The sequence below is a fragment of the Sessilibacter sp. MAH3 genome (assembly GCF_054658275.1).
The window spans coordinates 41,325-60,379 of sequence record NZ_BAAGIE010000002.1; the positions used below are offsets into that span (position 1 = coordinate 41,325).

Annotated in this window: 14 protein-coding genes; 2 read left to right on the top strand and 12 right to left on the bottom strand. The window is 43.6% G+C overall.

The window, feature by feature from the left end:
- Positions 1 to 351: 351 nt before the first annotated feature.
- Positions 352 to 1,260 carry a LysR family transcriptional regulator gene (locus tag ACYQ2C_RS01785; RefSeq protein ID WP_460099775.1) on the bottom strand — a complete coding sequence of 303 codons (909 nt, stop codon included), beginning with the start codon at positions 1,258 to 1,260 and terminating at the stop codon, positions 352 to 354.
- Positions 1,261 to 1,375: 115 nt separating this feature from the next.
- On the opposite strand from ACYQ2C_RS01785, the gene ACYQ2C_RS01790 reads away from it, so the two are divergent.
- The gene (locus ACYQ2C_RS01790; protein ID WP_460099772.1) at positions 1,376 to 2,140 is read left to right on the top strand and encodes an SDR family NAD(P)-dependent oxidoreductase; all 765 of its coding nucleotides are present in this window, start codon (positions 1,376 to 1,378) and stop codon (positions 2,138 to 2,140) included.
- A 185-nt stretch (positions 2,141 to 2,325) separates the two neighbouring features.
- Here ACYQ2C_RS01790 and mazG read toward each other — a convergent pair whose 3' ends face one another.
- The 4 genes from mazG to cysM form a co-directional block, all read right to left on the bottom strand.
- A complete protein-coding gene (gene mazG / locus ACYQ2C_RS01795) occupies positions 2,326 to 3,159 on the bottom strand; it encodes a nucleoside triphosphate pyrophosphohydrolase (protein ID WP_460099770.1) in 834 nt (277 codons plus the stop codon).
- A 228-nt stretch (positions 3,160 to 3,387) separates the two neighbouring features.
- Complete coding sequence (relA, locus tag ACYQ2C_RS01800) at positions 3,388 to 5,640, bottom strand: GTP diphosphokinase (RefSeq protein WP_460099768.1); 2,253 nt, start codon at positions 5,638 to 5,640, stop codon at positions 3,388 to 3,390.
- Positions 5,641 to 5,819: 179 nt separating this feature from the next.
- Positions 5,820 to 7,196 (bottom strand): 23S rRNA (uracil(1939)-C(5))-methyltransferase RlmD, encoded by a 1,377-nt coding sequence (rlmD, locus tag ACYQ2C_RS01805; protein ID WP_460115619.1) that lies wholly within the window; start codon positions 7,194 to 7,196, stop codon positions 5,820 to 5,822.
- A 68-nt stretch (positions 7,197 to 7,264) separates the two neighbouring features.
- Positions 7,265 to 8,158 carry a cysteine synthase CysM gene (cysM, locus tag ACYQ2C_RS01810; protein WP_460048935.1) on the bottom strand — a complete coding sequence of 298 codons (894 nt, stop codon included), beginning with the start codon at positions 8,156 to 8,158 and terminating at the stop codon, positions 7,265 to 7,267.
- A gap of 341 nt (positions 8,159 to 8,499) precedes the next feature.
- On the opposite strand from cysM, the gene ACYQ2C_RS01815 reads away from it, so the two are divergent.
- Positions 8,500 to 11,466 (top strand): response regulator, encoded by a 2,967-nt coding sequence (locus ACYQ2C_RS01815; protein ID WP_460115620.1) that lies wholly within the window; start codon positions 8,500 to 8,502, stop codon positions 11,464 to 11,466.
- Here the strand turns inward: ACYQ2C_RS01815 and recO are convergent, their stop codons facing one another.
- The 7 genes from recO to ACYQ2C_RS01850 all read right to left on the bottom strand — a co-directional run bounded on the left by recO (position 11,467) and on the right by ACYQ2C_RS01850 (position 18,719).
- Complete coding sequence (gene recO / locus ACYQ2C_RS01820; RefSeq protein WP_460099759.1) at positions 11,467 to 12,231, bottom strand: DNA repair protein RecO; 765 nt, start codon at positions 12,229 to 12,231, stop codon at positions 11,467 to 11,469.
- A gap of 18 nt (positions 12,232 to 12,249) precedes the next feature.
- The gene (era, locus tag ACYQ2C_RS01825; RefSeq protein WP_460048637.1) at positions 12,250 to 13,170 is read right to left on the bottom strand and encodes a GTPase Era; all 921 of its coding nucleotides are present in this window, start codon (positions 13,168 to 13,170) and stop codon (positions 12,250 to 12,252) included.
- Positions 13,167 to 13,847, bottom strand: a complete 681-nt coding sequence (rnc, locus tag ACYQ2C_RS01830) for a ribonuclease III (protein ID WP_460048639.1) — start codon at positions 13,845 to 13,847, stop codon at positions 13,167 to 13,169. The genes era and rnc overlap by 4 nt, the downstream gene beginning before the upstream one ends.
- The gene (locus ACYQ2C_RS01835) at positions 13,840 to 14,277 is read right to left on the bottom strand and encodes a DUF4845 domain-containing protein (RefSeq protein ID WP_460048640.1); all 438 of its coding nucleotides are present in this window, start codon (positions 14,275 to 14,277) and stop codon (positions 13,840 to 13,842) included. Before ACYQ2C_RS01835 ends, rnc begins: the two co-directional genes overlap by 8 nt.
- A gap of 71 nt (positions 14,278 to 14,348) precedes the next feature.
- Positions 14,349 to 15,191, bottom strand: a complete 843-nt coding sequence (gene lepB / locus ACYQ2C_RS01840) for a signal peptidase I (RefSeq protein WP_460099754.1) — start codon at positions 15,189 to 15,191, stop codon at positions 14,349 to 14,351.
- A 132-nt stretch (positions 15,192 to 15,323) separates the two neighbouring features.
- Complete coding sequence (gene lepA, locus ACYQ2C_RS01845) at positions 15,324 to 17,123, bottom strand: translation elongation factor 4 (protein WP_460099751.1); 1,800 nt, start codon at positions 17,121 to 17,123, stop codon at positions 15,324 to 15,326.
- A gap of 207 nt (positions 17,124 to 17,330) precedes the next feature.
- Positions 17,331 to 18,719, bottom strand: coding sequence for a DegQ family serine endoprotease (locus ACYQ2C_RS01850; protein ID WP_460099749.1), 1,389 nt, complete (start codon positions 18,717 to 18,719; stop codon positions 17,331 to 17,333).
- Between the last annotated feature and the right edge of the window lie 336 nt (positions 18,720 to 19,055).

Genomic DNA, 19,055 nt, shown 5'->3' on the forward strand with positions numbered 1-19,055 from the left:
ATTTTTGACACACAGGATGTGATGCCGATCGCTTTTGGCCGGTACCTTACACGCGCACAAGCTTTATCTCAAGTTACCAAATGGTCTACCTTCAAAAGTTGGTCTAAAATCGTCGCGATTTTGACTTAATTACAATTGCTGAATTTTGCGAACAGTTTTTTGAAATTTAACGAAATTTGGCGTTCTAATTAGCTTTTATCGAATTAATTACTCTTCAATTAGCTTCATACTGTCTAAAAAGACGGTATTTAAAGAGCCAAAGGATTTAATCAATCGCGTTTACAGATAAACAATAGGAGCCTCTGATTAACTCATCCGTGATTCAATCAGGGTTTCCAATACTTATTAAAACTACCGTTTGCTTTTGAGCAAATTATCAACACACTCCTGTACCCAGTCCATAAACTTTTGCGTTCGCACCGACAATAATCGCCTTGATGGATACACAAACGACAAAGGCATATCCTGCGCTCCGTATCTATCTAACACCTGCAACAACTCGCCATTTTCGAGAAATTCACGCACGCCTACTTCGGGAAATTGAGCGATGCCTAAACCAGCGAGGCAGGCGCTTAAGTAGGCATCGGTACCAGCCACGGTTATGCGATTTGGCATGGTAAGGTAATTAACTTGCCCATCAATGACGTATTCGAATTCGGAGCGCGTTGATGTCATGTCGGGCGAGTAATCGATCAGATAATGCCGACTCAACTCGTCAAGAGAACGGGGTTCACCGTAGGTTTCTCGATAACTAGGACTTATGCAATTGACGAATCGATAGGTAGCAATAGGTCGTGCCACGAGATCACTATCGATAAGATTTCCACCACGAATTACGCAGTCGAAACCTTCTTTCACCAGATTAACGCGGTAGTCGGCACAGCTGATTTTTATTTGTGTACTGGGATAACGCGAAAACCAGTCTGGAAGATTGGGCAATACCACGGTTGAAGCAAATCGACTCGGCATATCCACCTTTAAGGTGCCACCGAGTTCACCACTTTGCGCCTGAAAATGACTTTCGAGCGCGTCCACTTCGGCAAGAATATCTTTGACTTTATGCAGGTACTGACTGCCGTCTTCGGTAAGCGTTACGTTGCGTGTACTGCGATGAAATAATCGCGTATTGAGTGACTTCTCCAACAGCCTAATCGCAGACGAAATACTCGACTTGGGCAACCCCAAAATGTCCGCAGCTTGGGTAAAACTGCGCGTTTGCGCAACCACCACAAAACGCTGCATTGCTAAAAATTTATCCACAAGATTGTTCTCTAAAAGCAAACAGTACATATCTTTTTAGTGTGTTTATCCGAACAACACAAGTGCTTAATCTGAGCGCCTATCGATAAATACTTCTTTTGTTGGAGATCAGTTAATGAAAACTCAAAAAATAGCGGTGATTACCGGCGGCAGCAGAGGTTTAGGAAGAAGCATGGTCACGGCACTTGCCGAGAAAGGTATTAACGTGGTGTTCACCTACCATACCAATGCACAAGCCGCCCAAGACGTTATCAACACGGTGAAGAATTGGACCGATGTTAAAGCGGTAGCATTACCTTTGAACGTTGAAAACACTGCTTCATTTACAGATTTTGAGCAGTCTTTGCGCTCGGTATTGAATGCAGAATTTAAGCGTTCGAGCTTCGATTTTTTGGTCAATAACGCGGGCGTTGGCATAAACAAGCCCATTGAACAATTGACCGAAGTGGATTTTGACCGAATGGTCTCTATACATGCCAAGGCGCCCTATTTTCTCACCAAAACACTGCTTGATCTTATTGAAGACGAAGGTCGCATCATCAATATTTCTTCGGGGTTAACGCGCTTCGCACTACCCGGATTCAGCGCTTACGCCATGATGAAAAGCGCTATTGAAGTGTTTACGCGCTATCTAGCGCTGGAGCTTAAAGACAGAAAAATTCGCGTTAATACCGTGGCGCCCGGCGCTATTGAAACCGATTTTGGTGACGGGCTGGTTAGAGACAACCAACCGCTTAATGAACACATCGCTGGCCAAACAGCGCTGGGCAGAGTTGGCCAAGCGGATGACATTGGTGGTGTGATAAGTACTTTGTTAAGTAAAGAGAGCGGCTGGATTAACGGCCAGAGAATCGAAGTCTCTGGCGGAATTCATCTTTAACGCTGAACAATACCAACCTTATTATCGAAATCTACAGGAACTCTGATTAACCTAGAGTTTCTCGCGACACAAGGATGTATCGCCAATTTCAAGAAGGGTAAGTGATTGAAATTGTGAAGAAATTGGAAATCGCATTGTCAATTTCTGTCCTCTGATTAAATCATGGATGAGTTAATCAGAGGTTCCTATCGTCGAGATTTCTCGGCGAGCTTCACGGCTTCCCAAGCGGCATCCAGTTGCTCGTCACTGGCATCATTAAACGCGATGCCAGATTCTAACAATACCGACTCCATACCTTTAACTCGCCGCTCGAATTTGTGATTGTTTTCACGTAGGCAACCCTCGGCATCGATCCCTAGATAACGCGATAGATTAACAGTCATAAACATCAAATCACCCAACTCTTCGCGCACGTGGGGATCGACCTTGGCGGCCTGCTCGCTTCCGGCGACGTGAATGGCTTCTTTGATTTCTGCGACCTCTTCATCGATCTTATCGAGCACACCTTGAAGCGAGCGCCAATCCCATCCGGCTCTTGCCACTCTTTTTTGCAGCTTTTCGGCACGCGTTAACGACGGTAACCCCACGGGTACGTCGTCCAGAATTCCGCCTTGGCCTTTTTGCTTGCGCTCATCGGCTTTGATTTGCTCCCAATTGGTTTTTACAGCGCTGTCAGACTTGTCCTGGGGATCTATTGAACCCTGCAGATTCCCATCGGGAAATACGTGCGGATGACGTCGAACCAGCTTGGTAACTATGTTATCGACGATGACATCGAAATCGAACAGATCTCGCTCTTTAGCGAGCTGACTGTAGAAGATCACCTGAAACAGCAGATCACCCAGCTCTTCCGAAAGATGCTTGAGGTCGCCGCGCTCGATAGTGTCGGCAACTTCGTAAGCTTCTTCTATGGTGGAGTTGGTGATGGTATGAAAATCTTGCTTTAAATCCCAAGGGCAGCCTGAATCTGGATCTCTCAACCTAGCCATCAAATACTTTAAATCATCAATATTGTGCATGTTGATTCCCAAATTAAATGCGCGGAGTTTGTGAAATAGCCATATCCTACAACATTGAAGAATCCGTGACTAAATCAGCCTTGCTGGTATCGAGTGACCTTTAAGCCGTTGCAAAATAACGAACAGAGGTAAAAGTGAGAACCTATTCGAGCTTTCCTGTGGAGTAAAAGCTCGAATAGGTTGAGATGCGAGAACTTGGTAAAGAAGTTCTGATGAATTGCAGAAACGCTAGTGTGTTGTCGAATCTTTGGCGATTTTACGTCGCGCAGAGGCAATGTTGGGTAACTGATTAACACGTGCCAATACTCGACTTAACTCTTCGAAGCTTCGAATCTCAATGGTAATTTCCATATCCACCGTGTTTGAGTTCTTGTCAGACAAGGTTCGCATGGCACTGACGTTGATTCTTAAGTTATCCAACAACACCGTAATATCACGCAGCAATCCGTGACGGTCGAAGGCTTCCAAGATGATGTCCACAGAGTACATCTGCTGTGGTGCTTCACCCCAATCAACCTTGATGATGCGCTCGGGTTCTTCACCGCTGAGATACAAGATGTTTTCGCAATCTTGTCTGTGCACCGCCACACCACGACTCTTGGTAATGTAACCAACAATGGCGTCACCCGGAACAGGATGACAACACGCAGCGATAGTTGTGAGTAGGTTACCAACACCATCAATGTACAGATCTTTGCCAACATCTGAAGACGCTTTTGAGGTTAGCGACAACACCGGTACGTCGGGCTGCTGAATTCCAGACAGTTTTTGTGCAGCATTAAGAACTTGATGTACACCAAGATCACTAGCCCCCACCGCTGCGTATAAATCTTCCAGCGAGTTTAGATTCATATTCTGCGCAAGACGCTCAAAATCCAAATCCTGAATCGCCATGCGACGAAACTCTCGATCCAACATAACACGGCCGTCGGCGATATTTTGATCGCGCGCCTGCATTTTAAACCACTGCTGTACTCGGCCACGGGCACGAGAAGTGCGCAAATAGCCAAGGTCTGGCGACAACCAATCACGGCTGGGTGACTCGCGTTTTCCGGTAAGCACTTCAACTTGATCAGATGTTTTCAGCTGATAATTGAGCGGCACAATTCGGCCGTTAACCTTAGCGCCCGAACAGCGGTGACCAATATCGGTATGGATTTGATAAGCAAAATCCAGCGGCGTTGCACCCTGTGGCAAATCGATAATGTGACCTTCGGGTGTGAAGACATAAATACGATCTTGCTCAATACCATGGCTGAGGTGATCTTCCAGCGGATTACCGCCGCCAACCTCATCGTGCCATTCCAGAACTTGGCGCAACCATGCGATCTTCGCCTCGTAGCTGTCGCTCTTGGTATCACGGTCGGCACCTTTATAGAGCCAGTGAGCACATACACCAAATTCTGCTTCTTCGTGCATAGAATCGGTTCGAATCTGTACTTCTAAGACCTTTTGTTGCGGCCCAATCACAGCGGTGTGCAACGAGCGATAACCGTTCTCTTTTGGTGATGCGATGTAGTCGTCAAACTCATTGGGAATGTTGCGCCAAAGCGAGTGAACAATGCCCAATACCGCGTAGCAGTCGCGCACGGTCGGCACCAAGATACGCACGGCGCGAATATCATAAACCTGTGAGAAGCCAATTTCTTTGCGTCGCATTTTTCGCCAAATACTGTAGATGTGTTTGGCTCGACCCATGACCTTGGCTTTAATTTTTGCAGCACCCAACTCGGTCTCAAGAGTCTCAATAACGCGATCAATAAAACCTTGCCGATCCAGGCGTTTTTCGTCCAACAATTTAGCGATACGCTTGTATTCAGCCGCGTGAAGATAGCGGAAGGCTAAATCCTCTAGCTCCCACTTGATGTGACCGATACCCAGCCTGTGTGCCAGCGGCGCGTAGACTTCAGAAACCTCGCGCGCAACTCTCATTCGCTTGTCTTGAGGAGCATTCTTTAAGGTACGAATAACGATGGTTCGCTCGGCCAGCTTGATGAGTGCAACACGCACATCATCTACGATGGCAACCAGCATCTTACGCACCTTTTCGGTTTGTTCTTTCGATTGACGACCAAAGACTTCGCCACCGGTGTCATTGCGCATACCGGTAATGGCCGCCATACCGATCACACCACGAATCAGTTTAACGACCTCTTTCCCGAAGTCGTCTTCGATGGCATCTAAATTGACCTTTTGTTCACGAACAGCGCGATACAGCATTGCGGCGATAAGCGATGATGAATCGAGTTTAAGGTCAGAGAGAATTTCAACCATTTCGACACCAACCGACAGACAAGACTGGCGCCACGGATGATCTTCCGGGCCATTGTCATCGGCATGTTTTACAGTGTGAATAGCTTGAATGAGCTTACCTCGGCCGAGGTCGCCCAGAGCGATGGTGTGATCTATATGATCAACCCAAGATTTAATATCGAGTTCACCCCCTTCATTCAAGGGCAAATCGGCGCGAACTTTAACCATGTGTAGCCTTTTCAATCAAAAATGGACTGCATGTCCTAGACGATACGCAGTTTGTGTTGTAGCGCGTGAGCGCTCTAACCCAAACCAACACGCCGGTTTTATTTCCCTTGCTAACCACGCTTTTATTATAGTTTTCGTGCTTCTATCGTTCGTTATATTTGTGTCGAATTCACTAAAGTTCAAGCCAACACAAAACTGGCCATAACTTCGCTGTGATGAGTATGTGTGAACATATCAATCAACCCAAATTTGTCGAGTTTGTAGCTGTGATCGAGTAAATAAGCTGCATCACGAACAAACGTCACTGGATTACAGGACACGTAGACCAACACCGGGACTTTGAGTTTCTCGATCAGTGGCAGAATTTCTTTTGCCCCCGATCTGGGCGGGTCGAGTAAAACCCCCTGAATATCAGTCGAAACCCAAGCTCGCTGAGCTTGATTATCTTGTAAATTTTCCGCGACAAAAGACGCATTTTCTATACCAGACTTGATGGCATTGGCCCGCGCCTTCTCCACCATGGAGTCTGATAATTCCACTCCGGTAACCGCCCCAAAGATACGCGCTAACGCTAAAGAAAAGTTACCAATGCCACAAAATAGATCAAGCACATGAGCGATCTTGGGATTTGGAACATAAGAAGCGAGTAGATTTACCGCTTGATGCACCATTTTTGAGTTAAGAGATTGATTCGCCTGAATAAAGTCTGTTGGCGAAAAGTCGAGCGATAATTCGAGATGATCAAGGCTCAGCAGATAAGAAGGCGATGTATCTGGGTCACCCTCTGCTGAGATAACAGGATTAAAATACGTGATTTTGGACTTTCGACTAAGCCAGATATCGACTAAATGGCTTTCTTGATTCAGAAGTTCGTGCAAACGCTTAAGTATTGATTCATCAACATTGGCATTGAGTGTCAACACCACGGCACAACGTTCTTTTGTTTCAAGAAGATCAACTTGGTCGATACGGTAGATGATCTTATTGCTAGCCAGCCATTGTTGCAGCAGAGTCTGGCTGCGTTGATTGCCAAGACTAAGCACAGGACAACATTCGATAGCAACAACCGACTTACCTTCGCTCTCGCGAAAGCCCAAGACTCGTTCGCCAGACGCATTATTCCAAGCTGCCAATTTGGCTCGGTAGCGATAGCCGCGCTCAGACTGCATTAAAGGTGGTAGAACTTGGCTGGGTTCACAGCGCGCGAATTTCGCCAGTGACTCCAAAACCAGTTGTTGCTTTAACTCGATTTGTCGATCTTGAGAAAGATATTGCCAATCGCAACCACCACACTGGCCAAAGTGCTGGCAGAAGGGCTCAACACGTTCGGGTGACAGTTCTAAAATGGATTCGGTCTCGGCGTGCAGAACATTGCGATCGGCTCGAACAAATCGAACTCTCGCTCGCTCGCCCAGATAAGCGCCGCGAATGAATACGGTCTTACCCTCAAAATAGGCAATGCCGCGACCTTCGTTGGTAAGACCTTCCACCAAAAGCTCAGTTTTTTTGGGCAATTTGGCCTTGTTAGATTTTGACGGCTGAAAAATTCTTGCCAAGGAGAATACTCATAACGTGTAACACAAAATTGACGTCAGACGGCCTAACGTCTCGACAATGCTTCTTATTAGTCTTGCTTAAAAACACCGGAAGACAAATACCGATCACCGCGATCGCAGATGATTGCAACAATAACCGCGTTCTCAACTTCCTGACTGATACGCAGTGCACCAGCAACCGCACCGCCGGAGGAAACACCGCAGAAAATTCCTTCCTGACGAGCCAAAGCACGCATGGTTTGCTCAGCTTCAATCTGGCCCATATTGATGATGCGATCGACACGGGTCTCATCAAAGATAGTGGGAAGATACTCTTTCGGCCACCGACGAATACCCGGAATAGCCGCGCCCTCTTCGGGCTGCAAACCAATTATTTCTACGGCTGGATTCTGCTCTTTTAAATACCGAGAGGTGCCCATGATGGTTCCAGTGGTACCCATGGAACTCACAAAATGCGTGATGGTTCCCTGGGTTTGAGTCCAGATTTCAGGGCCAGTACCTTCGTAGTGAGCCAAGGGATTGTCGGAGTTACCAAACTGATCGAGCACCTTGCCTTTACCCTCCGCTTGCATTGCCAAGGCTAGGTCGCGAGCACCTTCCATACCCTGCTCTTTGGTAACAAGGATCAACTCGGCGCCATAGGCGGTCATTGCATCTTTACGCTCTTGGGTGGCGTTATCGGGCATAATTAGGATAATGTTAATACCTTTAATTGCCGCCGCCATAGCAAGGGCAATACCGGTATTACCGCTGGTAGCTTCGATAAGCGTATCGCCGGGTTTGATGTCCCCACGCGCAATTGCTCTAGAAATCATCGAGAGCGCAGGTCGATCTTTAACAGAACCCGCAGGGTTATTTCCCTCAAGCTTTACCAAAATGGTATTAGATGTATTGCCCGGTAACCGCTGTAATTTCACCAGCGGTGTATGACCAATACAGGTTTCGATCGTCGGAAAATGAATCATTAACTGGCACCCAAACAGAACTGCTTTCTAAGCTAATTTTGAATACGCAAGAATGCGTAAATTATAAAATCCTAAAATAGCCATTCTATCAAAAAGATCAGATCAGGGCTTTTGAAAATTTTCGAACCAATCAAGCGAGAGCATCACTGTATTTATACAGCTGATGTACTGCTTTATGGTGGTATAAAGTCTTGGTGAAAGCTTTTGCTAATTTATAAAAATATCGACCGATTAAAGAGCAATAATCAACCAACTCAACGCTCTATTAGTGCTAAAAAACGGACTCAAAAGTAAAAGAAAATCTAATAGCTAAAGATTTGAAAGGAATGAAATAAATCATGGTCAAGTTTGGTTTACAATCACCTCATTCCAGAAAAAAACTTACCCGTAGCTATATGTACTTCAGACAAGTCCAAAATTTATTGAGAAAACTCACCCTGATACCCATCTTTTTCACCGCGTTGGTTTTGGGTGTCACCTTGGCGACCTTTTACTTTTACGAAACGAGTAAAACGGCAAAAGATCAAGCGCAGAACCTAGCATCAATCAGTGCCGAGTTGAGCAGTCCTTACGTTGATCGAAGACTCGCTGACCGATTGCAACACGCTCTAGCTGCCATCATTCAACACGAACAAGTTAGAAGTATTCGAATTTTAGACATCGATAAAAATATTATTACCCACATAGGGCCGCGATACTTAGAAAAATTTCCTACCGAAGAATGGCTGACACGCTCGGTCAACAGTGCGCCCATACAGTCCAGTATTCTCAGAATATCGCATCCCATTTTTTCGAGAAATCAGGGCGAAATTATCGGCTGGACCGACATCGCTTTTGACACCAGTGCCTCGCGTTATTTATACATTGAAATGATCTTAGCGATTTTAATCATTTGCTTAATCTCGCCGGCCTTAATTGCTCTGTTCTTGCAAAATAGAGTCAGTAAATTAAAACCCGATTTAGAAAGTATTGAAGAAAAAATTCAAGCCATTATTCACGGCGATTATCAGTATTGCATTCATTTACAGCCGAATAATGCCTTAGCACCCTTAGCTGAAGACTTAAACGCAATTTCAGAATCGGCGGCACACGCGAAGACCGAGCTGGTTAACAATTTAGAAAGCTCACTTGCAGAACTGCAAGAGACCATGGAAACCATTGAAATTCAGAATATTGAATTGGATATTGCGCGCAAAAAAGCCTTGGAAGCGAACGAAGTAAAATCAGAGTTTTTGGCCAATGCCAGCCACGAATTCAGAACTCCGCTCAACGGTATTATTGGCTTTACTCAACTGATGTTAAAAAGCGATGTGAGCGAATCACAGCTCGAATACTTACGCACCATTGAGTCTTCTGCTCAAGGTTTATTAACCATCATCAACGATATTTTAGACATCTCTCATATTGAAGCGGGCACCGTTAAACTGGATTACATTCCCACCCGACTTGATAAGGTTATCGAAGAAACTTTGCAAATTTTAGCGCCTACGGCATTTGCAGCAGGAAAAGAATTAAATTATTGGTTAGACACCAAATTACCAATGCGCGTTATTAGCGATCCCTTAAGAATTAAGCAAATTCTGACAAATCTTCTCAATAGTGCTATTGAGCATTCCAGTTCATCGGGTATTTTTTTAAAGGTGTCCCACGATACAGCCTTAGATAATCGAACCATGGGAACTGACGTTTATGGTTATCTATTTGAAATTGCAGGCTTCGAAAATCCATTAAATCTAGATACCGAGTCAGCATTACGTGCATTCTCTAAGTTAGATGCAGGCTCTACACGCAGTAATGAAAACGGTTTAGGACTTGCCATATCAAAAGGTTTAATTAACGCCCTTGGCGGCAGTTTAGGTTACAGCAACGATGCTTCAAAACCTGTTCTGTATTTCTCTATTCCGTTAAATGAAGGTCAAGATGAGTCAGACTCACCTAAAAAAGCGTTAAATGGAATCTCGGTAACCTTGTGCACCGAAAATGAAGCTTTATCTCTTCAACTTCGGCAAATATTCAGCGACTGGAAAATTAATTTAACTGAGGTTTCTAAAGCTGCAAACATTATTCAAACCCTCGATAAATTACAAAGCCAAAACCGCGTCCAACAGCTGCTTATTATTGATATTCCGGTAGATTCGTCCAAAGTTAAACGCCTGAAAAAACTTGAGCAGACTCTATATCAAGTTAACCATCAGTTCCGATGCAAATCGATTTTGGTTACCACACCCAATCATCAAAAAGAATTATCCAATATTCAAATCCATAATTCGGTGGTGTTTGTAAATAAACCGCTCATTAAAGATCGCCTTTACAAAATCATGTGCGACCATTTAAATATCAATAAACACTCCGTAATAAAACCTGCTGCCGATTTTTTAAAACAAGGTAGAAAACTCAAAATATTAGCTGTTGATGATAACCCTGCGAACCTTATGTTGGTGAAAGAATTCCTAACCAACATGGGAGTAGATGTAAGCACAGCCGATACAGGACAAGATGCTATTGATGCTTGCGGCAGCAAAAATTTTGACCTGATTTTTATGGACATACAAATGCCTAAAATTGATGGCATTACCGCAACGCAAAAAATCAGAGAAAAACAACCAAGTGGACAACGAACACCCATTGTTGCATTAACGGCACATGCGGTGAATGATCGCAAATCTGAATTATTACTAGCTGGACTGGACGATTATTTAAGTAAACCTATTACTCAAGAACAGCTTTCGCACGTAATTCAACGCTGGTGTCAACACGCCGATTTAAAAGTCCAAGAACCACTAAAAACAGGCACAGTTACCCCCATAACAGATGCTACCAAGCGCATAGCAAAACAAAACGTTGGCGATGACGGCATTATTCCCGTTGAAGTTTCTAAATTAAAATCCGCCGAGAAAATCTCAGCTCAAGAGCCATTACCCGTAACAAAAAATCTGGGCAAAAAAGTACTCGAAAAGCCCGTCGACATAGATCAGTGCATTGCTTTATGTAACAACAACACACGTCTCGCCAAAGATATGTTGGCACTATTATTAAATTCTTTAGACGATAATAAATCGGCCATTTTAAAAGCATTAGAATCAGAAGATTATGACGCACTGCAAGAGATTGTGCATAAACTTCGGGGCGGCACGAGCTACACCGGCGTACACAAACTAAAACATATCAGCACCGAATTTGATAAGGCTTTAGTGAATGGAGAAACCGAACAAGTACCCGAATTTTCTAAATCATTATTATTCGCCATCGACGAACTTATCGATTGGCAAGAAGAATACGACTTAGATGTAATGTTTGAAGAATAATTACTTATTTTGTAATCGACCGAGCATTTGCCCGTAGATTTTTCGACTGTTTAAAGGCTTATCACCAAGAAGATAATCGATCATTATTCGATTAATAATTTTCGCGGTTTTTCTGGTACCTTCTCTTTGCAGACCGAATTTAGATAGCTCGACAAGATGAGGGCCCGAAAACAATAGAGACTGGCCCCCAGCTTGTCGATTTCTGAAAGTACTTTCTGATAGAAAATCGTCTTCCGTAATAAAACCACGCTCGGGCAAAAGTACGTAATTTGTATCAATATTGAAAATACATTCGGAGTGATCGGTGGTCGTAAAACCAATCTCGTACCCAAGATGTTTTATCAATGCCGACTCAAAACTTCTGAGTACAATTTCTTCCTCAGAACGTGAAGGGTTTTGTCCAAGAGTATTTATGGTAAGAAGATACTGACCAAACAATTCAATGGAGTTTTCAGCAACAGGTAATAGTTTTAATAATAATTCGTTGAGATAACAGGCACTGTAAAAAATAAGCCCTTTAAGGTGAACTGAATTTCCGCTGGATTCAATTGAAATCAATTGTTTCAATTCAGACTGCCCTTGCCAAGAAATACTCAACGGCATAAAGGGCTGATACAAAGAAAGATAACCTTTAAAGCTTAACGCTTTTTTGGCGACCGCAGAAACCTTTCCATAGTTAGGGCAAAAAAAATCCAGTATGAGTCCGGTTTCTCGGTATTTTTGAGTTCGTAAAATAAAGGCAGGATTTAAAAAATTAACAGCCATCTGAGCGCCACAATCGCTTTACTCAAAATCGTGATACCCCAAGCTTCTTAACGCACGTTCATCATCGGACCAGCCCGATTTAACCTTGACCCATAAATTCAACATAACTTGTACGTCGAACAAATTTTGCAGATCTACACGAGCTTCACTACCAATGAGTTTTATTCGACTGCCACCATCGCCAATTAATATCTTCTTTTGACCTTTGCGTTCAACAAGAATCAAGGCGCTGATCGTTAACAAAGAACCATTGTGAGAAAACTCTTCAATTTCAACGGTCATTTGATAGGGTAATTCATCACCTAATTGACGAGTAATTTTTTCGCGAACAATTTCCGCGGCAATAAAACGACTGCTACGATCAGTAATTTGATCTTCTGGGAAGAAAAACTCACTTTCGGGTAAATACGACTGAATAAGTTTTTCTAAGCGATCAAGATTACTCGATCGCAATGCCGAGATGGGAATAATATGATCGGGAGATAAGGTTTCTGTCAACATCGACAAATGCGGTAACAGAGTTTCTTTATCTTCAATTTGATCAATTTTATTAACGGCAATAATAATTGGCGTACCGCTGCTGGCGATTTGGGTCGCAACCCATTCGTCTTCTTCGGTCCATTGAAGCTTATCAACAACAAAAATAATTAAATCAACGTCTTTAAAAGCATTGGTCGCCGATTTATTCATGAAGCGATTTAAAGCTTTGGAGTGACCTAAATGAATCCCAGGAGTATCAACAAAAATAGCCTGTACATTATTCTCAGTTTTTATTCCGAGCATGTTATGGCGCGTTGTTTGGGGTTTACGGGATGTAATGCTGAGCTTTTGGCCAAGCAAATGATTCAGTAAGGTAGATTTGCCTACATTCGGACGACCAACAATCGCTACATACCCACAGTAGGTTTTGCCGTTATTTTCAGAAACATCTGTAGTCATGACTGCAACTCAACTAAAGCCATTTGTGCCGCTTTCTTCTCGGCTAATTTCTTGTTTTTAGCCGATGCGATAAAAGGTTCATCGCGACCTATTATCGTACAACTTACTGTAATTACTTGACTGTGTGCCTCACCCTCAAAAGACTCTATGGAGTATTTTGGCAGGGGTTTACCTTGAGACTGCAAAAGCTCTTGTAGCTGTGTTTTGGGATCTTTTAATACCAATTCTAGCTGAAGTAACTCTAACCGAGTTTTAAACCACAACAGTACGCAGTTACGACTGATATCTAATCCAGATTCTAAGTAAATACCAGCAATGATGGATTCAACAGCGTTCGCTAAAATTGAATCACGTTTGAAACCGCCACTTTTTAGTTCACCCTCGCCCATAATTAAGCAATCACCCAACTCTAATTCACGACCAATGTCGGCAAGTGTCTCGCCTTTTACCAGTGACGTTCTAAGTTGGGTGAGCTGTCCTTCTGTAGCTTCTGGAAACTTGTGAAAAAGGTACTCACCAATGTACATGCCCAACAATGAATCACCCAAAAACTCCAGCCGCTCATTATTGTTTGCGCCGAAGCTTCTGTGCGTTAATGCTTGGGTAAGTAATGCAGATTTTTGAAAATGATAGCCGATACGGTTCTGTAGGCGTTCTAACAATATGGGATTATTCACCGATAGGGTCACAGCACTTATTAGGAAATTTACTATCTAGCTGGTTATTGAATGTCATCACCGCATCTATGTTATAGAACATCTTGATTCTTTTTTCATAATTGATGTTGATTATGGTGCGACCATCTGATTTTTTAACGTCCAGCGCTTGAGGAATATCGCCACGAATACCATTCACTAAAAAACTGTTATTAATTGAAGAGCGAATTTCTTGCAGACTCAAAGACTCTACTCCACCAGGCGCTAAGGCGAGCTTTTTCAGTTCTGATCGAATGGTGTAATTATCGATATAACTTGGTGCTAATTTAAAAACTTGCGATGCAGCTAGGCCAATCAGCAGAATAACCACCAGCCAACCAGCCATACCCAAACCCAGCTGGCTATTTTTGCCACAAGGTTGTTTTTGAAGATTACGGAAAACAACAGCCATAGTAGATCCTAAATTATCAAGATTGTTTTTCTTATCAATTTGGATGTGATTATACCGATTTCCGAGTAAAACTATTGAATACTTCCCACATTTGAAAACGAGGGTATTCCAAAGGATTCCCAGTGCATCCAAATATACTCGGCTTTACCGACAATGTTTTCCGCTGGCACTGTACCCCAAACTCGGCTATCACTACTGTTATCACGGTTGTCACCCATCATAAAATAATGACCCTCTTCAACCGTCCATTCTCTATCTTGGAAGGCAATACGACCCGAAGAGATATTGCGCATTTTATGAGCAAAACCCTCTAGATTTTCTTCATAAACGCGGTAGTCAAAGTGTTCATCTGACGTGGTCTCAACGAACTCTAATGCTTGGCGTTTGCCATTAACGTAAAGAACATTGTTCTTCATTGCTATTTTGTCGCCAGGTAAGCCTATGACTCGTTTGATGTAATAAACCTGCTCACCAGGCTTAAAGAACACCATAACATCGCCGCGTTTAGGCTCATTAATAGAGATTAACTTATTGCGAAACACTGGCATACGAATGCCGTAGGTGTATTTGTTCACTAAGATAAAATCGCCAACCTCAAGGGTTGGAACCATGGATTCTGAAGGTATTTGAAAGGGTTCGTACAAAAACGACCGAAGCACAAATACAAGCGCTAGAACCGGGAAAAAGGATTTGGAATACTCAATTAGAACGGGTTCTTTTTTTACAGCGGAAATCGCCAAAGAATGCTGCTGCTTTATGTTTTCGTCTTCTAGATTGGAGCTCTTGAACTGATCATCAACCGCAGCCACTTGCAGCTTGCGCTTTGGCGCTAAGGCAATGATGTCAAAAAGCCACAGTAAACCGGTGACTGTTACCAGCACCATTAATATAAGAGGAAAATTAATAAAATCCATAACAAGCTAACTTTTTTGATTTCCATATTGGAGGCCATTGTTGATCCGACCTCACTCAAATAACCCAAATAACAATTTACTGTTTAATTTCAGCAACTTGTTGCGCAGCACTCTATTTTTAAGAACGTGTTTTTAAGAATCTACTTTCAAAACCGCCAAGAAGGCCTCTTGAGGAATCTCAACGCTACCAACCTGTTTCATGCGTTTTTTACCGGCCTTTTGCTTTTCAAGCAGTTTCTTTTTACGCGTCACGTCACCACCGTAACATTTAGCAGTCACGTTCTTACGCAGAGCTTTTACTGTGGTACGCGCAATAACTTGACCACCAATTGCAGCCTGAATGGCCACGTCAAACATCTGTCTTGGAATAAGCTCTTTCATTTTGTCGGCCAACGCTCGACCTTTGTATTGGGCGTTGTCGCGATGAACAATAATCGCCAGGGCATCAACTTTTTCAGAGTTGATAAGAATATCTAGACGCACTAGATTCGCGGGTTCAAAACGGCTAAAGCTGTAATCGAGGCTTGCAAAACCACGACTGACCGACTTCAAGCGGTCAAAGAAGTCCATCACAACTTCGTTCATGGGTAGCTCATAACGCACAGCGACCTGACCACCCACAAATTGTAGGTCTTTTTGAACACCACGCTTTTCAATGCAAAGAGTGATTACACTACCCAAATGCTCATTAGGAACTAAGATATTGGCTTCGCAAATTGGTTCACGCATTTCCTTGATATAACTGTTATCAGGTAACTTCGAAGGATTATCTACGTAAACAACTTCACCGTCGTTCTTTTCAACTTGATAAATAACGGTAGGAGCCGTGGTGATCAAATCAAGATCGTATTCACGCTCAAGACGCTCTTGAACGATCTCCATGTGCAACATGCCAAGGAAACCACAACGGAAACCGAAGCCTAAAGCGTCGGAACTTTCAGGTTCAAAAAACAATGAAGCATCGTTAAGTGTTAGTTTAGAAAGTGCATCGCGGAACGATTCATATTCGTCCGATGTGATTGGGAACATGCCCGCGTAAACCTGTGGCTTTACCTTTTTAAAACCGGGTAACGCGGGTGTATCGCTGGTTTGACTGTGAGTTAGGGTATCGCCAACAGGTGCGCCATGAATATCTTTGATTCCCGCGACCACAAAACCCACTTCACCGGCACGTAATTGCTTTTTCTCGACGCGTTTCGGCGTGAATATACCAACGCTATCTACAATATGGGCTTTACCAATGGATTTAGCGATGATTTTATCTTTAACGGATAATGTGCCTTGCTTAACACGAACCAGGGACACTACACCTAGATAGTTGTCAAACCACGAGTCAATGATGAGCGCCTGAAGCGGCGCATCGTGGTCACCTACTGGCGGCGGAACTTGAAGTACAAGCTGCTCAAGTACGTCTTCTATACCTAAACCCGACTTCGCACTACAGCGAACCGCGTCCATCGCATCAATACCGATGATATTTTCAATCTCTTCGGCAACACGTTCAGGCTCTGCTTGCGGTAAATCCATTTTGTTTAAAACGGGAATAACTTCTAAGCCTTGTTCCACCGCGGTATAACAGTTAGCTACCGATTGCGCCTCAACACCTTGCGCAGCATCAACAACCAACAATGCGCCTTCACAGGCAGACAAGGAGCGAGAAACCTCGTAGGAGAAGTCTACATGTCCGGGTGTATCAATGAAGTTAAGTTGATAGACCTTGCCATCACGGGCTTTATATTCCAACGTAACACTTTGAGCCTTGATCGTAATTCCACGCTCACGTTCGATATCCATTGAATCGAGAACCTGAGCTTCCATTTCTCGATCAGAAAGTCCTCCACAAACTTGGATAAAACGGTCAGCGATGGTCGATTTGCCATGGTCAATATGGGCAATAATCGAAAAGTTACGAATATGGCTAAGGTCTGTCACAGTATTATTTACTACCGAAAATTGTTGAAGGTCGAACGCATAAGCACAAGTTAAAAGCGAACACAAAACATGCCTTTTTTAATAACAAACTCACCTGCAAATGCAAATCAGCGCGCAAGTCTACAGTATTTATTTTAACTGAGCTATTACAGAGATGGGAGCCGTCAAACGGCGGCTCCCAACGAGTGAACGGAGAGAGGAGTTTAGTTACTCAGGAGTAGCAATGGTTCTGAAAATCGGGGTGCCTTTTCGAACAAAGCGAATTGGCAATAAGCTATCGGGTGGAAGCTGATCCTCGATCTGATGATAGCTATCTAGATCAGAAATGGCATTGAAACCGATCTGAGTGATTACATCGCCCGCTTGAATACCAGCTTCAGCCGCAGGACCCGCTGCGGTCACCGAACGAACAAGCACACCCTCACTGACATCGAATTGCTTCGCAATTTCGTCGGGTAATGGCTCAACAACCATACCTAAGCGACCATCTTGAGCAGAACCAATTGGACTGTTCGAATTCGATGCGAAATTTTCACCTTCAAGTGCTGTCACCGTCACACTCAAAGTCTTCTTGCGGCCTTCGCGAATAACCAGCATGTCTACGGTGGAGTTGGGCGGAGTTATGCCAACTACGTGAGGTAAATCACCTGACTCAATGATTTTTTGACGATCAAACTCGGTAATGATATCGCCGTTTTTGACACCCGCTTTATCGGCAGGACTGCCGGGCTCAACTCTGGCGACCAAGGCACCTTCTGGCTTTTTCAACCCGAAAGACTCTGCAAGATTGCGATCAACCTCTTGAATCACAACACCCAACCAACCACGATCTACACGACCTTTGGATTTAAGTTGATCAAACACATTAATCGCTACACTTGCTGGAATCGCAAACGACAAGCCAATAGAGCCACCTGAGCGCGTGTAGATCTGTGAGTTAATACCAACCACTTGGCCTTTCAAGTTAAACAGAGGGCCACCCGAGTTTCCTGGGTTTATCGCTACGTCTGTCTGAATGAATGGCACATAGTTACCATTATCTTCTGATGGAATACTGCGGCCAATCGCACTAACGATACCGGCACTGGCAGTAAAATCTAAACCAAATGGAGAACCAATGGCCAACACCCAATCACCCACGCGTAACTCTTCCTCTTTGGCGAAAGTCAGATAGGGTAATTTCTCAGCGTCGATCTTTAACAGTGCAATGTCAGAGCGCGGGTCGGTACCAATAAGCTCGGCAGTGAACTCACGTCGATCTTGCAAACGCACGACAATTTCATCAGCACCGTCGATCACATGGTTATTCGTCAACAAATAACCGTCGCTAGATACTAAAAAACCAGAGCCGATGGCGCGCTGCTCACGCTCGGGAATATTTCTTGGGTCAAAAAAATGACGAAATATGTCTGGCAATTGTTGAGTATCAGGAATGATGGATTGACGAGAGCGGTTAGCTCTAGAGACAGTGTTAATTTTTACTACGGCCGGACTTTGCGCCTCAACCAAATCTGCGAAATTCGGTAATTTCTGGGCAGATACAGAAAAAGAAACAACCAACAGTATTAAAGCGGTAGCAACATTTGGCCAACGCATTTAAGCTCCTCCTAATTTTAATAGCCAAATAACGAAACGTTTATTCGGTTTTTTTATCCGGTAGAGATACATCGTACAACTCTCAGAACAGAAAAATCTGCATCCAAAAAGCTCTGTGAGCACCTCGGTCAGCCATGAATATGGTGCCTAGCTTTGTTATTTCAAATTATTTAAAGTTCAACGAAAAAAGTAATAACAACGTGTATTTTTTTATCCTAGCATTCGATAACTTCATCGCGAACAGCAAGACTATAGGAACCTCTGATTAACTCATCCTTGATTTAATCAGAGGACAGAAATTGAAAATGTGATTTCCAATTTCTTCACAATTTCAAT

Excerpts from the sequence above, each read along its gene's own strand:
- ACYQ2C_RS01790 (WP_460099772.1), top strand. The coding sequence starts at position 1,376 with ATGAAAACTCAAAAAATAGCGGTGATTACCGGCGGCAGCAGAGGTTTA.
- mazG (WP_460099770.1), bottom strand. The coding sequence starts at position 3,159 with ATGCACAATATTGATGATTTAAAGTATTTGATGGCTAGGTTGAGAGAT.
- relA (WP_460099768.1), bottom strand. The coding sequence starts at position 5,640 with ATGGTTAAAGTTCGCGCCGATTTGCCCTTGAATGAAGGGGGTGAACTC.
- ACYQ2C_RS01815 (WP_460115620.1), top strand. The coding sequence starts at position 8,500 with ATGGTCAAGTTTGGTTTACAATCACCTCATTCCAGAAAAAAACTTACC.
- recO (WP_460099759.1), bottom strand. The coding sequence starts at position 12,231 with ATGGCTGTTAATTTTTTAAATCCTGCCTTTATTTTACGAACTCAAAAA.
- era (WP_460048637.1), bottom strand. The coding sequence starts at position 13,170 with ATGACTACAGATGTTTCTGAAAATAACGGCAAAACCTACTGTGGGTAT.
- ACYQ2C_RS01835 (WP_460048640.1), bottom strand. The coding sequence starts at position 14,277 with ATGGCTGTTGTTTTCCGTAATCTTCAAAAACAACCTTGTGGCAAAAAT.
- lepB (WP_460099754.1), bottom strand. The coding sequence starts at position 15,191 with ATGGATTTTATTAATTTTCCTCTTATATTAATGGTGCTGGTAACAGTC.
- ACYQ2C_RS01850 (WP_460099749.1), bottom strand. The coding sequence starts at position 18,719 with ATGCGTTGGCCAAATGTTGCTACCGCTTTAATACTGTTGGTTGTTTCT.